The sequence below is a fragment of the Streptomyces sp. NPDC005898 genome, assembly GCF_040629635.1.
Classification (GTDB): Bacteria; Actinomycetota; Actinomycetes; order Streptomycetales; family Streptomycetaceae; genus Streptomyces.
In genome coordinates, this window is record NZ_JBEXWC010000008.1 from 142,798 (window position 1) to 161,131 (window position 18,334).

General features: G+C 72.5%; 14 protein-coding genes. 5 read left to right on the forward strand and 9 right to left on the reverse strand.

The features are described 5' to 3' along the window. Positions 1 to 28: 28 nt before the first annotated feature. From ABZ385_RS14000 to ABZ385_RS14010, 3 genes are all read left to right on the forward strand, one after another. Positions 29 to 376 carry a hypothetical protein gene (locus ABZ385_RS14000; protein WP_358577285.1) on the forward strand — a complete coding sequence of 116 codons (348 nt, stop codon included), beginning with the start codon at positions 29 to 31 and terminating at the stop codon, positions 374 to 376. A 72-nt stretch (positions 377 to 448) separates the two neighbouring features. Then, entirely contained in the window at positions 449 to 2,140 is a 1,692-nt protein-coding gene (locus ABZ385_RS14005; RefSeq protein ID WP_358911444.1) for a hypothetical protein, read from the forward strand. 94 nt (positions 2,141 to 2,234) lie between these two features. Next, a complete protein-coding gene (locus ABZ385_RS14010) occupies positions 2,235 to 2,906 on the forward strand; it encodes an NAD(P)H-dependent oxidoreductase (RefSeq protein ID WP_358577281.1) in 672 nt (223 codons plus the stop codon). Here ABZ385_RS14010 and ABZ385_RS14015 read toward each other — a convergent pair. The 5 genes from ABZ385_RS14015 to ABZ385_RS14035 form a co-directional block, all read right to left on the reverse strand. Continuing rightward, positions 2,896 to 3,846: an ABC transporter permease gene (locus ABZ385_RS14015; protein WP_358911445.1), complete on the reverse strand. Its 951-nt coding sequence runs from the start codon at positions 3,844 to 3,846 to the stop codon at positions 2,896 to 2,898. The genes ABZ385_RS14010 and ABZ385_RS14015 overlap by 11 nt on opposite strands. Continuing rightward, complete coding sequence (locus ABZ385_RS14020; RefSeq protein ID WP_358911447.1) at positions 3,833 to 4,828, reverse strand: ABC transporter ATP-binding protein; 996 nt, start codon at positions 4,826 to 4,828, stop codon at positions 3,833 to 3,835. The genes ABZ385_RS14015 and ABZ385_RS14020 overlap by 14 nt, the downstream gene beginning before the upstream one ends. 389 nt (positions 4,829 to 5,217) lie before the next feature. Further along, positions 5,218 to 6,516, reverse strand: coding sequence for a DUF2092 domain-containing protein (locus ABZ385_RS14025; protein WP_358911449.1), 1,299 nt, complete (start codon positions 6,514 to 6,516; stop codon positions 5,218 to 5,220). 289 nt (positions 6,517 to 6,805) lie between these two features. Then, positions 6,806 to 7,816 (reverse strand): polyprenyl synthetase family protein, encoded by a 1,011-nt coding sequence (locus tag ABZ385_RS14030; RefSeq protein ID WP_358577273.1) that lies wholly within the window; start codon positions 7,814 to 7,816, stop codon positions 6,806 to 6,808. Beyond that, positions 7,813 to 8,070 carry a hypothetical protein gene (locus ABZ385_RS14035; RefSeq protein WP_358911451.1) on the reverse strand — a complete coding sequence of 86 codons (258 nt, stop codon included), beginning with the start codon at positions 8,068 to 8,070 and terminating at the stop codon, positions 7,813 to 7,815. The genes ABZ385_RS14030 and ABZ385_RS14035 overlap by 4 nt, the downstream gene beginning before the upstream one ends. Before the next feature lie 110 nt (positions 8,071 to 8,180). Between ABZ385_RS14035 and ABZ385_RS14040 the strand changes: the two genes are divergently transcribed. Further along, positions 8,181 to 10,196, forward strand: coding sequence for a CocE/NonD family hydrolase (locus ABZ385_RS14040; protein WP_358911453.1), 2,016 nt, complete (start codon positions 8,181 to 8,183; stop codon positions 10,194 to 10,196). Between the two features lie 40 nt (positions 10,197 to 10,236). On the opposite strand, the gene ABZ385_RS14045 is transcribed toward ABZ385_RS14040, so the two are convergent. Next, positions 10,237 to 11,049 carry an HAD family hydrolase gene (locus ABZ385_RS14045; protein WP_358577267.1) on the reverse strand — a complete coding sequence of 271 codons (813 nt, stop codon included), beginning with the start codon at positions 11,047 to 11,049 and terminating at the stop codon, positions 10,237 to 10,239. A 366-nt stretch (positions 11,050 to 11,415) separates the two neighbouring features. On the opposite strand from ABZ385_RS14045, the gene fahA reads away from it, so the two are divergent. Then, the gene (fahA, locus tag ABZ385_RS14050) at positions 11,416 to 12,729 is read left to right on the forward strand and encodes a fumarylacetoacetase (RefSeq protein WP_358911455.1); all 1,314 of its coding nucleotides are present in this window, start codon (positions 11,416 to 11,418) and stop codon (positions 12,727 to 12,729) included. Positions 12,730 to 12,894: 165 nt separating this feature from the next. On the opposite strand, the gene recQ is transcribed toward fahA, so the two are convergent. From recQ to ABZ385_RS14065, 3 genes are all read right to left on the reverse strand, one after another. Beyond that, positions 12,895 to 14,841, reverse strand: coding sequence for a DNA helicase RecQ (gene recQ / locus ABZ385_RS14055; RefSeq protein WP_358911563.1), 1,947 nt, complete (start codon positions 14,839 to 14,841; stop codon positions 12,895 to 12,897). A gap of 273 nt (positions 14,842 to 15,114) precedes the next feature. Beyond that, positions 15,115 to 16,764: an NADH-quinone oxidoreductase subunit NuoN gene (gene nuoN / locus ABZ385_RS14060; protein ID WP_358577260.1), complete on the reverse strand. Its 1,650-nt coding sequence runs from the start codon at positions 16,762 to 16,764 to the stop codon at positions 15,115 to 15,117. After that, complete coding sequence (locus tag ABZ385_RS14065; RefSeq protein ID WP_358577258.1) at positions 16,761 to 18,332, reverse strand: NADH-quinone oxidoreductase subunit M; 1,572 nt, start codon at positions 18,330 to 18,332, stop codon at positions 16,761 to 16,763. Before ABZ385_RS14065 ends, nuoN begins: the two co-directional genes overlap by 4 nt. Positions 18,333 to 18,334: the final 2 nt, after the last annotated feature.

An 18,334-nucleotide genomic window follows, 5' to 3' on the forward strand; every position in this document is an offset into this window, starting at 1 on the left:
CCCCGGCAACGGAAAAGAAAGAGGTCCCATGCGCCTTCGTCACGCCATGACCGCCGCCCTCGGCGCCCTGGTGCTCGTCACCACCGTGCCCACCTCGGCTGTCGCCGCCACGGGCCAGTTCCGCTACACGTACACAACCAGCGGAGATCACGAGGCAGTGGGGTTCCTCAACAACCCGCCGAGCAGGAAGTGCATCAACCTCAAGGGTGTGGGGTCGGACGACCTGGCTCCCGGCCACTCGCCGAAGAACCGTACTGGCGCCACGGCCATCGTCTTCCTGCGTGCCGACTGCGAGGGGGCTCAATTCTTCAGCCTGAGTCCGCGCACCGGTGGAGGGTCGGAGCGTATGAAAGTACGGTCCGTGGTCTTCAGCTGACCATGTGAGCGCGGTGTGGCGGGCGGGGCGGTGGGGTCATCGAGGAGGGCCGGCCATCGTCGTGGACGATCTGTGAGCGGCGGTACGCGAGGGGCGGCCGACCCGCGCCGGCTCCTTCTCGCCGTCTGCGGTGCCTTCGCCCTGCTGTCCCTGGCCCTCGTTCCGCTCGGCCTGCCCCTCGGCTGGGACGAACTCGTCTACGCCAGCCGGTACGCGCCCCACGCCCCCGCCACCCCGTTCAGCGCGCCCCGCACCCGTGGCGTACCGCTCCTCATCGCGCCCGTGGCCGCCTGGAGCGACTCCGTGCCGCTCCTCAGGGTGTGGCTGACGCTGCTCTCGTCCGCCGGCCTCTATCTGGGTTTTCGGCCGTGGCTGCGTGCCGCGCCCCGGCCCTCGGCGGCCGTCGTCGCGGCCGCGCTGTACGGCGGGCTGTGGATCACGTTGTTCTACGCGAGCGCGGCCATGCCGAACCACTACACGGCCATGGGTGCCGTGGGCGCGGTCGGCCTGTTCCTGTGCTCACGCCAGTCCGTCCGCACGTACGCCGGGATCGCGGCCGGGCTCGCCCTCGCGACGCTGATGCGGCCCAACGACGGCGCCGCCGTGGGCCTGCCCCTGCTGCTCGCCGCCCTGCTGGTGCCCGCCTGGCGGAGGCGGGGCCGGGTCGGCGCGGTGCTCGGCGGGCTCGCGGTGGGTGTGCTGCCGTGGGCCGTCGAGGCGTACGTCCGTTTCGGCGGGGTCCGCGAACGGCTGACGGAAGCCAGCGAGGTGCAGGGCGATCTGCGCCCGCTGCTGTCCTTCGTCCACCACCTCACGGCCTTCGACGGCCCGCTGCTCTGCCGCCCCTGCACCGGCGACGGCATCCGCCCGGTGGCGGCGGAGTGGTGGCTCCTGCTCACCGTCCTGGTGGCGACCGGCCTGTGGGCCACCCGCCGCGACAGCGGGACGGCGGCTCGGGCGCGGCCCGTCGGCCGGCCGGTGGGCCCCGCCCGTGTCACCCTTCTGCCCCGCCTCACCCTGCTGCCCCGTGCCAGCCGTCTGTCCCGTCTCACCCTGCTGCCCCGTGTCAGCCGTCTGTCCCGCTTCGGCCTGCTGCCCCGTGTCAGCCGTCTGGCCCGCCTCGGCCTGCTGCCCCCTGCCACCGCCGCGCCCCCTGCCACCGCCGTGCCCCTTGGCACCGCCCTGGCCCTTGGCACCGCTCTGGCCGTCGCGCTGCCCTATCTGCTGCTCGTCCCTTACGCCGCCCCCCGGTTCCTGCTGCCCGCCCATGCCCTGCTCGCGCCCGTCGCCGCGCTCGGCCTGCTCACCCTCGTCGGATGGGGGCGGACGGTCCTGCCTCGGTGGGCGGTGGCGGGCGTGGCGGTGCTCGTGCTCGGGGGGCATCTCGCCGTCCAGATGCTCCTCGTCCAGGGCCACACGACCGTCCAGGCGGCCGCTCGCGGTGACTGGCAGCGGATCGCCGCGGCCCTCCAGCGGCACGGCGTCGGCAACGGCCCGCACCCGGGTGCCGGCACCCGCGCCCCCTGCACCCTGAACGGCAACACCTCCGTCATCCCCCTCGCCCACACCGCCGGTTGCGCCCCCGGCGGCGGCCCGCGCGATCCGCGCCGCCCCACCGCCCTCGTCCTGCGCCGGGCGGCACCGCCACCCTGGGCCCGCGACTGGCCCCGCGAGACCGTGCCCGGCACCTACGCCGCCGGGTGGGTCATCCACGTACGCCCCGACCGCGGCGAGGTGGTCCGGCAGCCGACGCGTACGGGCTGAATTCCCTCTGGACGACTTTGAATGCGCGTGCATATAGTGCACACGCAAGTAAGTCGGCGCTCGGCCGTCCCCGGCCACTTCCAGGAGGATTCCCATGACCCGTTCGTTCCTCTTCGTCCTCGGCAGCGGCCGCACCGGCGGCAACACCGAGATCCTGGCCCGCAAGGCCGCCGAGCAGCTGCCCTCGGACGTCGAGCAGCGCTGGATCCATCTCTCCGATCACCCGCTGCCCGACTTCGAGGACCTGCGGCACGACGACTCGCTGCCCCGCGCCCGGCCGCGCCCCGAGGGCACGGAGGCCCTGCTCCTGGACGCCACGCTGCACGCCACGGACATCGTGATCGCGTCGCCGCTGTACTGGTACTCGCTCTCGGCCACCGCCAAGCGCTACCTCGACTACTGGGACGCCTGGCTGGAGACGCCGGAGCTGGACTTCAAGGAGTCGCTGCGGGGCCGCACCCTGTGGGGCGTGACGGCGCTCGCGCACTCCGAGGAGGAGGTGGCCGGACCGCTGATCGACACGCTGAACCACACCGCCGCCTTCTTCCCCATGCGCTTCGGCGGCGTCCTGCTCGGCAACGGCACCCGGCCCGGCCACGTCCTGGCGGACGAGCAGGCGCTGCTGCGCGCCAAGACGTTCTTCGCGCGGGAGGCGCCCGTGGCCCGCTACCCGTACGAGGACACGGCCGGCGGGACGACGGACGAAACGGCGGGCGACACGGCGGGCGACTCGGACAAGGCAGGCGACGCGGTCCTCACGCCATGATGTCCTTCGCGCCGAACCTCGCCCACGCCGCCGAGCCGAAGACGGCCGCGTAGAGCCCCTGGACGCGGAGGTTCTTGATGAGGTCGTCCCAGTAGACGGGCTCGCGCATCAGGTCGGCGAAGGACAGCCAGTAGTGCGAGAAGAAGTACGGGTGCAGGGCGTCCAGCTGCGGGATCTGGTCGAGGATCTGCACCGTGATCAGCAGGCCGACGGTCGTCGCCATCGCGGCGACGCCACTGCTGGTGAGCGTCGAGACGAACAGGCCGAGCGCCGCGAGACCGGTCAGTGACGCGGCGACGACGAGCGCGACGAGCAGGGCCCGCCAGAGTCCCTCGCCGAAGCCCAGCCGGGTGCCGGAGATGGTGGTGACCTCGCCCAGCGGGAAGAGCAGCGCGCCCGTCGCGAGCGCGGTCACGGCCACGACCAGGGTCGCGACCAGGCAGAACGTCAGCGTGGTCGCGTACTTGACGAGCAGCAGGCGGGTGCGGCCCGCGGGCGCGACCAGCAGATAGCGCAGCGTGCCCGCGTTCGCCTCGCCCGCGACGGCGTCGCCCGCGATCACGCCGATCGCCATCGGCAGGAAGAACGGCAGTGTCGCCGCGAGCGCGGTGAAGACCAGGAACAGGCCGTTGTTGGTGATCTGCGCGATGAACGCGGGGCCGCCGCCCTCGCCGCCCCCGCCGACGGTCGAACCGTCGCTCGTCTCGATCTTGACGGCGATGCCGACGACGATCGGCACGGCGGCGAGCACGCCGAGCAGCGCGAGGGTCCGCCAGCGGCGGAAGGTGATCGTCAGCTCGCTGCGGAACAGCCCGAGCGTCCAGCTCGGCCGGGGCTCCGACACGGGCCCCGTTCCCCCTGCCCCGGGAGCGCCCGCCCCGGAAGCGCCCGCCCCGGACTTGCCCGGCTCCGGTACGGCCCCCGTCTCAGCCCGCGACATCGAAGCCCTCCCCCGTCAGCGCCACGAACGCGTCCTCCAGCGAGGCCCGTTCGAGGCCGAAGCCCCGGACGCGGACGCCCGCCGCCACCAGCGCGGCATTCACCTCGGCCAGATCCACGTCCCGGCCGGCCGCGTCCTGCGCCGGCGGCTCACCCGTCACGCCGTCCTGCGTCACGACCAGATCCGCCACGCCCCGCTCCTTCAGGACCCGGGCCGCCTCGCCCGGGTCCGGTGTCGTCACGACCAGCCTGCCGCGCGCGCCCGCCGCCAGCTCGGCGACCGGGCCCTGGGTGAGCAGGCGGCCCCGGTTCATCACGGCCGCGTGCGTGCAGATCTGCTCGATCTCGTCCAGCAGGTGCGAGGACAGGAAGACGGTCGTGCCCTCCGCCGCCAGTTCCCGCACCAGGGCGCGGATCTCGCGCATGCCCTGCGGGTCGAGGCCGTTCGTCGGCTCGTCCAGGACGAGGAGTCCGCGTGGGCGGAGCAGCGCGGCGGCGAGGCCGAGCCGCTGCTTCATGCCCAACGAGTACGCCTTCGCCTTCTTGCCGGCGGCCGCGGCCAGGCCCACCCGGTCGAGGGCGGCCTCGGCACGGGCCCGGCGGGTGCGGGGGTCGGCCGTCGGGTCGGCGGAGTCGTAGCGCAGGAGGTTGTCGCGGCCCGACAGGAAGCCGTAGAGGGCGGGGCCCTCGATCAGCGCGCCGACGTGCGGGAGCACGGCGCGGGCGGCGCGCGGCATGGGCCTGCCGAGGACCCGGGCGGTGCCCGAGGTCGGCTCGATGAGGCCCATCAGCATGCGGATGGTGGTCGTCTTGCCCGAGCCGTTCGGCCCGAGGAACCCGAAGACGCTGCCCTGCGGGACGGCGAGGTCCAGCCGGTCGACGGCGAGGTGTCCGCCGTACCGCTTGGTGAGCCCTCGCGTCTCGATGACGTGGGGCGATGTTCCGCCGGCGAGAGACGGCGTCCCCCCGATCGTGCCCGACACCGCGTCCTCCCGTCGGCCGGCTGTCACCCGGCACGCTTCCGGTCTGTCCTGTCCTGGCTGCGCCTTCGGGCACGCTTCTGGCTGTCCCGTCGGGCACGTTCCTGGCCGTGCCGTCGGGCACACGCCCGGCTGTCGCCCGGCACGCTTCCGGTCCCTGTCCTGGCTGTGCCGTCGGCGCGCTCCCGGTTGTGCCGTCGGGAACGCTCCGCTCCCAGCTGTGCCCCCGGCCACGCACGCGGCACGCGGCACGCGGATCGGCCGTACCGGCGTCGTTCCCGCTCATCCTCATGTGGCCCGCCCGCTCGTCCGCGTCGCGGTAGTACGCGGTGGTGCACGGTGCCGTCCCGCGCCGCCGTGCACCACCGCGCGCCCCCCGTGGGCCCTACGCGCTAATGCGCCGCGTTCGCCGCCTTCACCAGCGCGTCCTTCGTGACCGCGCCCGCGTAGACCGTGCCGTCGTCGGTGACGAGGGCGTTGATCAGGCGGGTCGAGAAGACCGTGCCGGAGCCGAACTCGCCGCTGACCTTGTCGCCCAGGGAGTCCAGCAGCTTCTGCGCGTCCGGCGGGACATCGCCCGAACCGGCCGTCGGCAGCCCCTGGCCGCCGGGCAGCTTCAGCTCGGCGATGGAACCCCAGCCCTCTCCGATGACCCGCAGGTCGTTCAGATCCTCCTCCTTGAATTCCTTGCCCTTCTCCTTGCCCTTGCCCTTGAAGTCACCGTCCTTCGGCTTGAAGTCACCGCCGCGCGCCCCGCGTTCGTCGGCCTCGGTGACCTTCGCGCCCTTGGGCGGCGTGAAGTCGAACGTGGCCGCGGACGGCTTGCCGAAGTCGACCTTCGTGAAGCCCGCGTCGATCACCGCCGCGCCCCCGGGCGCCGGGGTCAGCGTGAACTTCAGCGGCGTACCCGTCTCCGCGTCCACGGCGACCGTGATCTGCCCGACCGTCGAACCGGACTGCTTCGGCTTGACGACCAGGCGGTACGCGTCGCGGCCCGCGACCTGCGCGGTCCCGTCGACCGTGACGGACGTCGTGCCGTCCACGGCCTTCAGCGCCTGCTCGGCGAGGTCCTTGGGCGTGGCGGGCAGCCCCTTCGCCGCGCCCTTCCCGAACTCGGCGCCCTTCCCGGTGCCCTTCCCGGAGCGCCTCTCGGCGCCCTCGTCGGCGCCCTGCGCGTGGTACGCCTCGTTCGAGGCACTGTCGTAGCCCCACACCTCGTCGCCGTTGTGGATCAGGCTGTACTCGGAGGCGTCCCCGAGGACGGACACCTTCTGCTTGTCGGGGCCATCGGCCGCGACCCGCAGGGTGTGCGTGCCGGACGCCAGCTCCATCAGCTTGCTCGCGGGGTCCGCGGCGGAACCCTCGCCGCCCTCACCGCGGCCCGCGCCGCCGCCTCCGCCCGCGACGCCGCCCGCAAGGCCGCCCACCGAGGGCAGCCCCAGATCCGTGCTGATCTTGACGTGGCCGGAAAGCCGCTGGGTGTCCGACGCGGCGATCTTCTCGATGAGTTCCTGAGCGGTGATCTTCGGCAGATCCGGGTCGCCCGAGGTGGCGAGCGCCGGGACGAGCCCGATCGTCGCCGCCGCCACCCCCGCCACCGCGACGGGGACCGCGTAACGGCTCGCCTTGCGGCGCCTCGCGCGCGGTTCCCCGGCTTCTGTGGTGTCCTGTTCCGGTCCGTACGGTGCCATTGTGTGCCCTACCTCCGTGGTCGGCGGCGGCCCTGCCTGTACGTGCGGTACGTGCCGCATGTGCCGGTACGTCCATACATGCGTACGCGCCTTTGTCCACCCCGCGCCGCCATTCTCACCCGAATTGGTCAGGAGTGGTGGTTCTTGCCGAGGTCCATCCGACCAAATCGGGCGCGCAGAAGCGTCAGCCCCGGGGCGCAACTCGTCGTACTGCCACGGGATGACACAGAGCGGCGGCGCCTCCCCCGTCCCGTAGGGGGTGACGCCGCCGGCCGTCGGCAGTGGGCCCTCAGCCCGCCCGGTGCACCACGAGGTCGCAGAGCTCGACCAGGGAGATCTTCGCGTCGCACTCCGGCAGCGGCGCCAGCGCGGCCCGCGCCTCTTCCGCGTACCGCACGGTGTCCCGGCGGGCCTGCTCCAGGGCCGGGTGGGCGCGCAGCCCCGCGAGCGCCTCGGCGTGCCGGGCGTCGTCGGTGAGATCGGAGGCGAGCAGCTCGCTCAGGGCGATGTCCTCGGGCAGGCCGAGCCGCGCCACGCGCTCGCGCAGCCGCAGGACCGGCAGCGTGGGGATGCCCTCGCGCAGGTCCGTGCCCGGCGTCTTGCCGGACTCGTGGGAGTCGGAGGCGATGTCCAGCACGTCGTCGGCGAGCTGGAAGGCCACGCCGAGCCGCTCGCCGTACTGGGTCAGGACGTCCACGACGGTCTCGTCCGCGCCGGACATCATCGCGCCGAACCGGCAGGCGACGGCGACCAGCGAACCGGTCTTGCCGCCGAGCACGTCGAGGTAGTGGTCGACCGGGTCGCGGCCCTCGCTGGGGCCGGCCGTCTCCAGGATCTGTCCGGTGACCAGGCGCTCGAAGGCCTCCGCCTGGATGCGGACGGCCTCCGGGCCGAGGTCGGCGAGGATGTAGGAGGCGCGGGCGAAGAGGAAGTCGCCGGTCAGGACGGCCACGGAGTTGCCCCAGCGCTGATTCGCGCTGGCGACCCCGCGGCGCACGTCCGCCTCGTCCATCACGTCGTCGTGGTAGAGCGTCGCGAGGTGCGTGAGCTCGACGACCACGGCGGAGGGCACGATGCCGGGCGCGTCCGGGTCGCCGAACTGGGAGGCGAGCATCACGAGCAGCGGGCGGAAACGCTTTCCGCCGGCCCGGACGAGGTGCTGGGCGGCCTCCGTGATGAAGGGGACCGCGCTCTTGGTGGCCTCCAGGAGGCCCTCCTCGACAGCCGCCAACCCTGCCTGGACATCGGCTTCGAGAGCCTGGTCCCGCACGCTCAGCCCGAAAGGCCCGACGACGGTCACGAGAGGTTCTCCTGTCTGCTGACGATCACATGGCGAACTCGGTCGATCATTGGATCTCGGTCGATGACACGGTTTGTCGATGTGTCGCTGCCATCACTCAAGTCAGCGTATCCGGTCGCCTTTCGATCACAGCGAGCACCTGCCCGCACAAAGCCGACCGGGCGCCCGCCGATCACCACCGGTATGTTCTTGATCAGCCCATACGGCCGAGAAAGCTGTTCTGTGCCGGTTGTCGCACGGGTGAACGGAAACATCCTGTTCCTCCCGTACTACCGCTGAGTACTACCGCTGAGTACTACCGCTGTACCCCCGCTGAGTACGAGTCGTCGCCGACCCGGCATTTCCGTCCACCGAGGTTCCCCAGATGACGCACCCGAAGATGACGCGCCCGAAGATCCGGACAGCTTTCCCGTACGAGACGACGCACGAGGACCTCCGCGTACCCCTCGCCGACGGGACCAAGCTGTACGCGCGCGTGTGGCGCCCCTTCACCGAGGAGCCCGTGCCGGTGCTCCTCGAATACCTCCCCGAGCGCCTCACCGACGGGACGGCGGCGCGCGACGCGCAGCGCCACCCCTGGTACGCGGGCCACGGCTACGCCTCCGTACGCGTCGACGCCCGCGGCCACGGCAACAGCGAGGGCCTGCCCGTGGACGCGTACGCGGAGCGGGCCGCGGCCGACGGCGTGGAGGTGGTGCACTGGCTGGCCGCGCGGCCCTGGTCGACCGGCCGGGTCGGCATGTTCGGCCTCTCCCGGGACGGCGGTGGGTCCCTCCGGATCGCGGCCCTCGCGCCCGAGCCGCTCAAGGCGCTCGTCACGGTCTGCTCGACGGACGACCGCCATGACAACGGCCTCCACTACATGGGTGGTTCCGTCCTCGCGGTGGACACGCACGCGTGGTCCGCGACGACGCTCGCCCGCGCCTGCCGGCCGCCGGACCCGCGCTTCGTGGGCGACGCGTGGCGCGCGATGTGGCTGACGCGCCTGGAGGCCGTCGAGCCCCCCGTCCACACCTGGCTGGACCACCAGACCCGCGACGCCTACTGGCGGCACGGCAGCGTCCGCGAGGACTGCTCCACGATCGGCGCCGCGGTCCTCGCGGTGGGCGGCTGGCACGACCCGTACCGGGACACGGTCCTGCGCCTCGTCGAACAGTTGCCCGACGACCAGGTGCGGGGCCTGATCGGCCCGTGGTCGCACCAGTACCCCGACCAGGGCCTGGCGCCGGGTCCGGCGATCGGCTTCCTCCAGGAGACGCTGCGCTGGTGGGACCACCACCTCAAGGGCGTCGACACCGGCGTCATGGCCGAGCCGAAGCTCCGGTCCTGGATCAGCGACTCGCACCGCCCGGCGACGGACCTCGCCGAACTGCGCGGCGGCTGGGCCGGCGATCCGGCCTGGCCCTCCCCGAACGTCACCCCCGTCTCCTACGCCCTCCAAGGCACCCCGGTGCTGGTCGCCTCCCCGCAGCACACCGGGGTGGACGCGGGCCGCCACATCCCGTGCGGCGGCCCCGCCGACCTGCCGCCCGACCAGCGGGACGAGGACGCGAGGTCGGCGTGCTTCGAGTTCGAGGTCCCCGCCGAGGTACGCGTCCTCGGGCGGCCCCGGGTGACGCTGCGGCTGCGGATGGACGTGCCCTTCGGCCAGGCCGTCGCCCGCCTGTGCGACATCGCGCCCGACGGCTCGTCCACGCTGGTGACGCGCGGCGCGCTGAACCTCTCGGCCCGGCACGGCCGGGACCGCGCGGACGCCTGGCCGCTCGGCGCCACCGAGGACGTGGCCTTCGAGCTGACCGGCATCGGCCACGCCTTCCGGGCCGGCCACCGCATCCGGCTCGCGGTCTCCTCCGCGTACTGGCCGTGGATCTGGCCGCAGGCCGACACGGCGGGCTTCACGCTGGAGCCGGCCGGCAGCTTCCTGGAGCTCCCGGTGCGCGCGGGCGGCCCGGACCCGACGATCACCTTCGAACCCCCGGAACAGGCGGAGCCGCTCGGCGTGACGCACCCCGCGACACTCGACGAGGAGCGCCCCGAACGCCTGGTCGTACGCGATGTCGCCCGGGGCGAGTGGCGCCTGGAGGTCGTCCCGGGCGCCGGCGGCACGCGGGTCCACCCCGACGGCCTGGAGTTCACCGAGGACGCCGTGGAGACGTACACCATCCACGAGAGCGACCCGCTGAGCGCCCGCGCCCGCTCCGACCGGACGATCCGGCTGCACCGCCCCGAACTGGCCTGGGACACCAGGATCGAGACGCACTCGGAGATCACCTGCGACGCCGCGGACTTCCGCACCACGGACGAGGTGATCTGCCGGGACGGCGACGAGGTCGTCTTCCACCGCACCTGGGAGCGGCGGATCCGGCGGACCGCGGGCTGAACCGGGGGACTGCGGGCCGCTCGGTCGGAACGCGGGCCGATCAGGCCGCGGCCGCCATCCGTTCCAGGACGACGGCGATCCCGTCGGCCTCGTTGGTCAGGGTCAACTCGTCGGCGACCGACTTCAGTTCCGCGTGGGCGTTGGCCATGGCCACGCCGTGCGCCGCCCACAGGAACATGGGGATGTCGTTGGGCATGTCCCCGAAGGCGATGGTGTCGGCGGCCGTCAGCCCCAGCCGTCCGGCGGCCAGCGCGAGCCCCGTCGCCTTGGTCACCCCGCACGGCTGGAGCTCCACCGTCCCCGGACCGGACATCGTCACGGTCGCGAGCGAGCCCACCACACCGCGCGCCACCGCCGCCAACTCGTCGTCCGCCAGCGTCGGATGGCGCAGCAGCACCTTACTGATCGGCACCTCCCACAGCACGTCCCGCCCGGGCACCCGCACCGCGGGCAGCGTCGGGTGCGGCATCTCGTACCCCGGCTCGATGAGCGTGAGGCCGTCCACGCCGTCCTGGTCGACGGCGGCGAAGACCTGCCCGACCTCCGCCTCGATCTTCCCCAGCGCGACCTCGGCCAGCTCGCGGTCGAGCGTCACCGACCAGACCATGCGGTGCGCCCCGGCGTCGTAGAGCTGCGCGCCCTGCCCGCAGACGGCCAGGCCGTCGTACCCGAGTTCGGCGAGGAGCGGCCGCACCCGCGGCGCCGGACGCCCCGTCACCACGAGGTGCCGCGCGCCCCTCTCGTCCGCGGCGGCCAGCGCCCGCCGCGACCGGTCCGAGACCGTGTCGTCGCCGCGCAGCAGCGTCCCGTCCAGGTCGGTGGCGATGAGTGCGTACGCGAGGGGAGCGGCCATGATCCAGAGAATACGGATCCTGAGGCACGCCGGAAGCGCCTTGGCGGGGCCGGTGCGCGAGGGGGACGGCGAGGACCGGCACGGTTCACCAGAAAGCGGAATTCAGCATTCCGATTCTTACCCGGCCGAGTGTCCGGCCGCTCAGCCGTACGAACGCGCCAAGTGCTCCGCCGGCCGCGGCGAGGCGAACCGCGTGCGGCACCCGACGCGCGTCACCACCTCGCCCGCGCCCCGGAGGACGCGAAGCCGGAATCGGACACTCCAGCACGACCTTTCCGGACAGGGCGCACTCTTTGGACACTGCCGCAACCAGGGTCTTCACACGTAACGTGTGGCACACCCCTATGGAAAGCGAGGCAGGTACGCATGTCCGAGCAGACCCCGCTCGACCCGGCCGCCGGTGACTCCACCGGCCTTCCCGGGAGCGACTCCTTCGGCCTCCCCGGGGGCGACCCCCTCGGCCTGCCCGAGGGCGACCCCTTCGGGCCGCACAACCTTCCCTACGGCGTGTTCTCCCTGGCCGGAGAGCGGGACGACCAGCGCAGGGTCGGCGTACGGCTCGGCTCGCACGTCCTGGACGCGGGCGCCGCGGCCGCCGCGCTCGGCTCGCCCTATGTCTCCCTGCTGGCCCGGCCCACGCTGAACCCGCTGCTCGCCGCGGGCCGCACCGCCTGGTCCGACGTGCGCCGCGCCCTGACGGCATGGGTGACCGTGCCCTCCTACCGGGACTCCGTGCGCCCCCTGCTGCACCCCCTCTCCGAGGTGACCCTGCACCTGCCCTTCGAGGTCGCGGACTACGTCGACTTCTACGCGTCCGAGCACCACGCGACGCACCTGGGCAAGATGTTCCGCCCGGACTCGCCGACGCCCCTGACGCCCAACTGGAAGCACCTGCCCATCGGTTACCACGGCCGCTCCGGCACCGTCGTGGTCTCCGGGACGGACGTCGTGCGCCCCTCCGGTCAGCGCAAGGCGCCCGCCGACCCGGCCCCCACCTTCGGCCCCTCGGTCCGCCTCGACATCGAGGCGGAGGTCGGCTTCGTGGTCGGCGCGCCCTCGGAGCACGGAACCCCCGTGCCGCTCGCCGACTTCCGCGAGCACGTCTTCGGCCTCACCCTCCTCAACGACTGGTCGGCGCGGGACATCCAGGCCTGGGAGTACGTCCCCCTCGGGCCGTTCCTCGGCAAGTCCTTCGCCACCTCCGTCTCCGCCTGGATCACGCCCCTCGACGCGCTGGACGCGGCCCGGGTGGCGCCCCCCGAGCGCACGCACCCGCTCCTGCCCTACCTGGACGACTCCGCCGAGTCCGCGGCCGACGAGCCGGGCGGCTACGACCTGCGCATGACGGTCACGCTCAACGGCCAGGTCATCTCCGAACCGCCGTTCTCCACCGTGTACTGGACGGCCGCGCAGCAGCTGGCGCACATGACGGTCAACGGCGCCTCGCTGCGCACCGGCGACCTGTACGGCTCGGGCACGGTCAGCGGCCCCTCCGCCGGCCAGTACGGCTCCCTGATCGAGATCACCTGGAACGGCCGCGACCCCATCGAACTCCCCGACGGCAAGCGGACGTTCCTGGAGGACGGCGACGAGGTCACCCTGTCGGCGTGGGCCCCGGGCCCGGACGGCACCAAGGTGGGCCTCGGCGAGGTGACGGGCCGGATCGTGGCGGCGCGCTGAGCGGCGGCTGACTGACTGGCTGGCTGGCTGGCTGGCTGGCTGGCTGACCTGAACGCTTGAGCGGCGCGCGGCGCCGTCTACTCCTCGGGCCCGGTGTCCTGCCGGGCCCGAGGCATGTCCCGCGCCGCTCCCGGGTGCGGCGCGGCCCGCCTTCGGTCGTCCTCGTCAGGACGTCCAGTCCGGCTCCTCCTCGTCCCCCCAGCCCAGCTCGTCCGCACCGGCCCCCGACGGAACGTCGCCGTCGGACGCGGCGGTGCCCGACGCACCCCCGCCGGGCGCCTCGCCGGAGCCCGCCCCGCCGGTGAACTCCGCGACGACCCCGACCACGCCCTCGCCGTACGTCGCCCGCTTCTTCTCGCCCACTCCGCTGATGCCCGCGAGGTCCGCCACGGACGTGGGCCGCAGCGTGGCGATCTCCCGCAGCGTGGCGTCGTGGAAGATCACATACGCGGGGACGCCCTGCTCCTTGGCCTGGGCGCCGCGCCAGGCGCGCAGCGCCTCGAAGACCGGCACCGCCTCCTGGGGCAGCTCGGCGACCGCCGCCGCGCCCTTCGCCTTGCGCTCGCCCTTGGCGGCCCGCGCCGCCGGGAGACGCTTCGGCTCCTTGCGCAGCCGCACCTCACGCTCGCGGGCGAGGACGGAGCCGCTCGTCTCGGTGAGCACCAGCGTGCCGTACTCCCCCTCGACCGCGAGCAGGCCCTGTGCCAGCAACTGCCGTACCACCCCGCGCCATTCGGCCTCCGCCAGCTCCTCGCCGATGCCGAAGACGGAGAGCTGGTCGTGGTCGAACTGGATGACCTTCGCGGTCTTCTTGCCGAGCAGGATGTCGATGATCTGGCCCGCGCCGAACTTCTGGCCGCGCTCCCGCTGGAGGCGCACCACCGCGGAGAGCACCTTCTGCGCCGCGACCGTGCCGTCCCAGGTCTCGGGCGGGGTCAGGCAGGTGTCGCAGTTCCCGCACGACTGCGCGGCCGGTTCCTGGCCGAAGTAGGTGAGGAGCTGGGCCCGCCGGCACTGGGCGGTCTCGCAGAGCGCCAGCATCGCGTCGAGGTGGGAGGCGGCCCGGCGCCGGAACGCCTCGTCGCCCTCGCTGCCCTGGATCATCTTGCGCTGCTGGACGACGTCCTGGAGGCCGTACGCCATCCAGGCCGTCGAGGGCAGGCCGTCGCGGCCCGCGCGGCCCGTCTCCTGGTAGTACCCCTCGACCGACTTCGGCAGGTCGAGGTGGGCGACGAAGCGGACGTCCGGCTTGTCGATGCCCATGCCGAAGGCGATGGTGGCGCAGACCACGAGGCCTTCCTCGCGCAGGAAGCGGGACTGGTGCGCCGCGCGCGTGCCGCCGTCGAGACCCGCGTGGTACGGGACCGCCTCGATGCCGTTCCGGCACAGGAACTCGGCGGTCTTCTCGACCGAGTTCCGCGAGAGGCAGTAGACGATGCCCGCGTCGCCCGCGTGCTCCTCCTTCAGGAAGGACAGGAGCTGCTTCTTCGGCTCGGCCTTCGGCACGATGCGGTACTGGATGTTGGGCCGGTCGAAGCTCGCCACGAAGTGCTTGGCGTCCGGCATGCCGAGCCGCTCGGTGATCTCCCGGTGCGTGGCATGCGTGGCCGTCGCCGTGAGGGCGATGCGCGGCACGTCCGGCCAGCGCTGCCCGAGCACGGAGAGCGCGAGATAGTCGGGGCGGAAGTCGTGCCCCCACTGGGCGACGCAGTGCGCCTCGTCGATGGCGAAGACCGAGATCTTGCCGCGGGACAGCAGGTCCAGCGTGGCGTCCAGGCGCAGCCGCTCCGGGGCGAGATAGAGCACGTCCAGCTCCCCCGCGAGGAACTCGGCCTCCATCACGCGCCGCTCGTCGAAGTCCTGCGTGCTGTTGATGAACCCGGCCCGCACACCGGCCGCCCGCAGGGCGTCCACCTGGTCCTGCATGAGCGCGATGAGCGGCGAGACCACCACGCCCGTACCGGGCCTGACCAGGGCGGGGATCTGATAGCAGAGGGACTTTCCGCCGCCGGTGGGCATGAGGACGACGGCGTCGCCACCGGCCACGACATGGTCGATGATCGCTTCCTGCTCGCCGCGGAAGGCGTCGTAGCCGAAGACGCGCTGGAGCATGCGCAGGGCATCGCTCTGCGCCACCGCGCCCGCCGTGCCGGTCACCGTGTCGCTCGCCGTACCCGGCGTCGATGCCGACGCCGTCACCTCGCTCATGCCGCTGGTCCCATCCATCGCCCTGTCCCCCGCCGTACGTCCTGCCTCGTCCACTGCCTCGACCACTGCCTCCACGATAGGGCCCCGCGCCGACAGGCCGAAAAGTTATCCACAGGCCGCCGCCCGGCATCCCCAGGTCGGGACGCCGGGCGGCGACATGTGTGCGAACCGGAGCGGCTACCGGACGAAGACCCCCGCCTGGCCCGCGAGGTCCAGGAAGTACTGCGGGGCCACGCCGAGGACCAGCGTCACGGCGACGCCGACCCCGATCGCCGTCATCGTCAGCGGGGAGGGCACGGCGACCGTGGGGCCGTCCGCCTTCGGCTCGCTGAAGAACATGAGCACGATCACACGGATGTAGAAGAACGCGGCGATCGCCGACGACAGCACGCCGACCACGACCAGCGCGCCCGCGCCGCCCTCCGCCGCCGCCTTGAACACCGCGAACTTCCCCGTGAAACCGGAGGTCAGCGGAATGCCGGCGAAGGCCAGCAGGAACACCGCGAAGACCGCCGCGACCAGCGGTGACCTGCGTCCGAGCCCCGCCCACTTGGACAGGTGCGTGGCCTCGCCCCCGGCGTCGCGCACCAGCGTGACCACGGCGAAGGCGCCGATCGTCACGAAGGAGTAGGCCGCCAGGTAGAAGAGGACCGAGGAGACGCCCTCCGGGGTGGTGGCGATGACGCCGGCGAGGATGAAGCCGGCGTGCGCGATGGACGAGTACGCCAGGAGCCGCTTGATGTCGGTCTGGGTGATCGCCACGATCGCGCCGCCCAGCATCGTGATGACCGCGATGCCCATCATGACCGGCCGCCAGTCCCAGCGCAGGCCGGGCAGGACCACGTAGAGCAGCCGAAGGAGCGCGCCGAACGCGGCCACCTTCGTCGCCGCCGCCATGAAGCCGGTGACCGGCGTCGGAGCGCCCTGGTACACGTCGGGGGTCCACATGTGGAACGGCACGGCGCCGACCTTGAAGAGCAGCCCCATCACCACCATCGCGACGCCGATCAGCAGCAGCGCGTCATTGCCCATGGTCTCGGCGAGCGCCGGGTCCAGGGTCTGCACGTTGCCCTCGACGACGTCGGCGACCGTCGCGTACGACACGGAGCCCGCGTACCCGTACAGGAGCGCGATGCCGAAGAGGGTGAACGCGGAGGCGAAGGCGCCGAGCAGGAAGTACTTGACGGCGGCCTCCTGCGACATGAGGCGCTTGCGGCGGGCGAGCGCGCACAGCAGGTACAGCGGCAGGGAGAAGACCTCCAGCGCGATGAAGAGCGTCAGGAGGTCGTTGGCCGCCGGGAAGACCAGCATGCCGCCGATGGCGAACAGCGCCAGCGGGAACACCTCGGTGGTGGTGAACCCGGCCTTGGTGGCGGCCTGTTCGCCCTCACTGCCCGGCACGGCTCCGGCCTGTGCGGCGAAGGAGTCGACGCGGTTGCCGTGCGCCACCGGGTCCAGCCGCCGCTCGGCGAAGGTGAAGACGGCGACGAGCCCGGCGAGCAGGATCGTGCCCTGGAGGAAGAGCGCGGGCCCGTCGACCGCGATCGCGCCCATGGCCGCGATCTGCGCCTTCGTCGTGCCGAAGCCGCGGGCCGCGAGGCCGACCACCGCGGCGAAGGCGGCGGTGAGCGCGACGACGGAGACGAACAGCTGGGCGTGGTAGCGGGCCTTGCGCGGGACGAAGGCTTCGATGAGCACTCCGAGGACGGCCGCGCCGATGACGATCAACGTCGGCGACAGCTGTCCATACTCGATCTTCGGCGCGTCGATCTTGTCGATCGGATCGGCGGCCATTGTCCACAGGCTGTGGACGGCTGATGCGCTCACTTGGCCGCCTCCACCTCGGGCTCGGGGTCCTTCTTCTGGACGTCGGACATGGTGTGCTCGACCGCCGGGTTCACCAGGTCGGTGAGCGGCTTCGGATAGACGCCGAGGCCGATCAGGAGCGCGATCAGCGGGGCGACGACGACCAGTTCACGCACCCGCAGGTCGGGCATGGCCGAGACCGCCGGCTTCACGGGTCCCGTCATCGTCCGCTGGTAGAGGACGAGGGTGTAGAGCGCGGCGAGCACGATGCCGAGGGTCGCGACGACCCCGGCCACCGGGTAGCGCGCGAACGCCCCGACGAGCACCAGGAACTCACTGACGAACGGCGCGAGCCCCGGCAGCGAGAGCGTGGCCAGACCGCCGACCAGGAAGGTGCCCGCGAGCACCGGGGCGACTTTCTGCACCCCTCCGTAGTCGGCGATCAGGCGCGAGCCGCGCCGCGAGATGAGGAAGCCGGCCACCAGCATCAGCGCGGCGGTCGAGATGCCGTGGTTGACCATGTACAGCGTCGCGCCGGACTGTCCCTGCGAGGTCATCGCGAAGATGCCGAGGACGATGAACCCGAAGTGCGAGATCGACGCGTACGCCACCAGGCGCTTGATGTCGCGCTGGCCGACCGCGAGGAGCGCGCCGTAGATGATGCTGATCAGGGCCAGTACGAGGATGACCGGCGTCGCCCACTTGCTCGCCTCGGGGAAGAGGCCGAGGCAGAACCGCAGCATCGCGAACGTGCCGACCTTGTCGACCACCGCCGTGATCAGTACCGCGACCGGGGCCGTGGCCTCCCCCATCGCGTTCGGCAGCCAGGTGTGCAGCGGCCACAGCGGCGCCTTCACCGCGAAGGCGAAGAAGAAGCCGAGGAAGAGCCACCGTTCGGTGTTGGTCGCCATGTCCAGCGTGCCGTTGGCGCGGGCCTCGGCGATCTCCTGGAGCGAGAAGTTCCCGGCGACCACGTAGAGCCCGATGACGGCGGCCAGCATGATGAGGCCGCCGACGAGGTTGTAGAGCAGGAACTTCACGGCCGCGTAGCTGCGCTGCGCCGAGGCGTTCTCGTCGCTGCCCGCGTGGGCGCGGTCCCCGAAGCCGCCGATGAGGAAGTACATCGGGATGAGCATGGCTTCGAAGAAGATGTAGAAGAGGAAGACGTCGGTGGCCTCGAAGGAGATGATCACCATCGCCTCGACGGCCAGGATCAGGGCGAAGAAGCCCTGCGTCGGCCGCCACCGGGAGGAGGCGGTCTCGAGGGGATCGGCGTCGTGCCAGCCCGCCAGGACGATGAACGGGATCAGCAGCGCGGTGAGCCCGATGAGCGCGACGCCGATGCCGTCGACCCCCAGTTCGTAGCGCACCCCGAAGTCCGCGATCCAGGCGCGGGACTCGGTGAGTTGATAGCGGTCGCCGTCCGGGTCGAACCGCACCAGGACGGCCACGGCCAGCGCCAGCGTGGCGAGTGAGACGAGCAGCGCGAGCCACTTGGCGGCGGTCCGCCGGGCGGCCGGGACGGCCGCCGTGACGATCGCGCCGACCGCGGGCAGGGCCGCCGTCGCTGTCAGCAGGGGAAAGGACATCG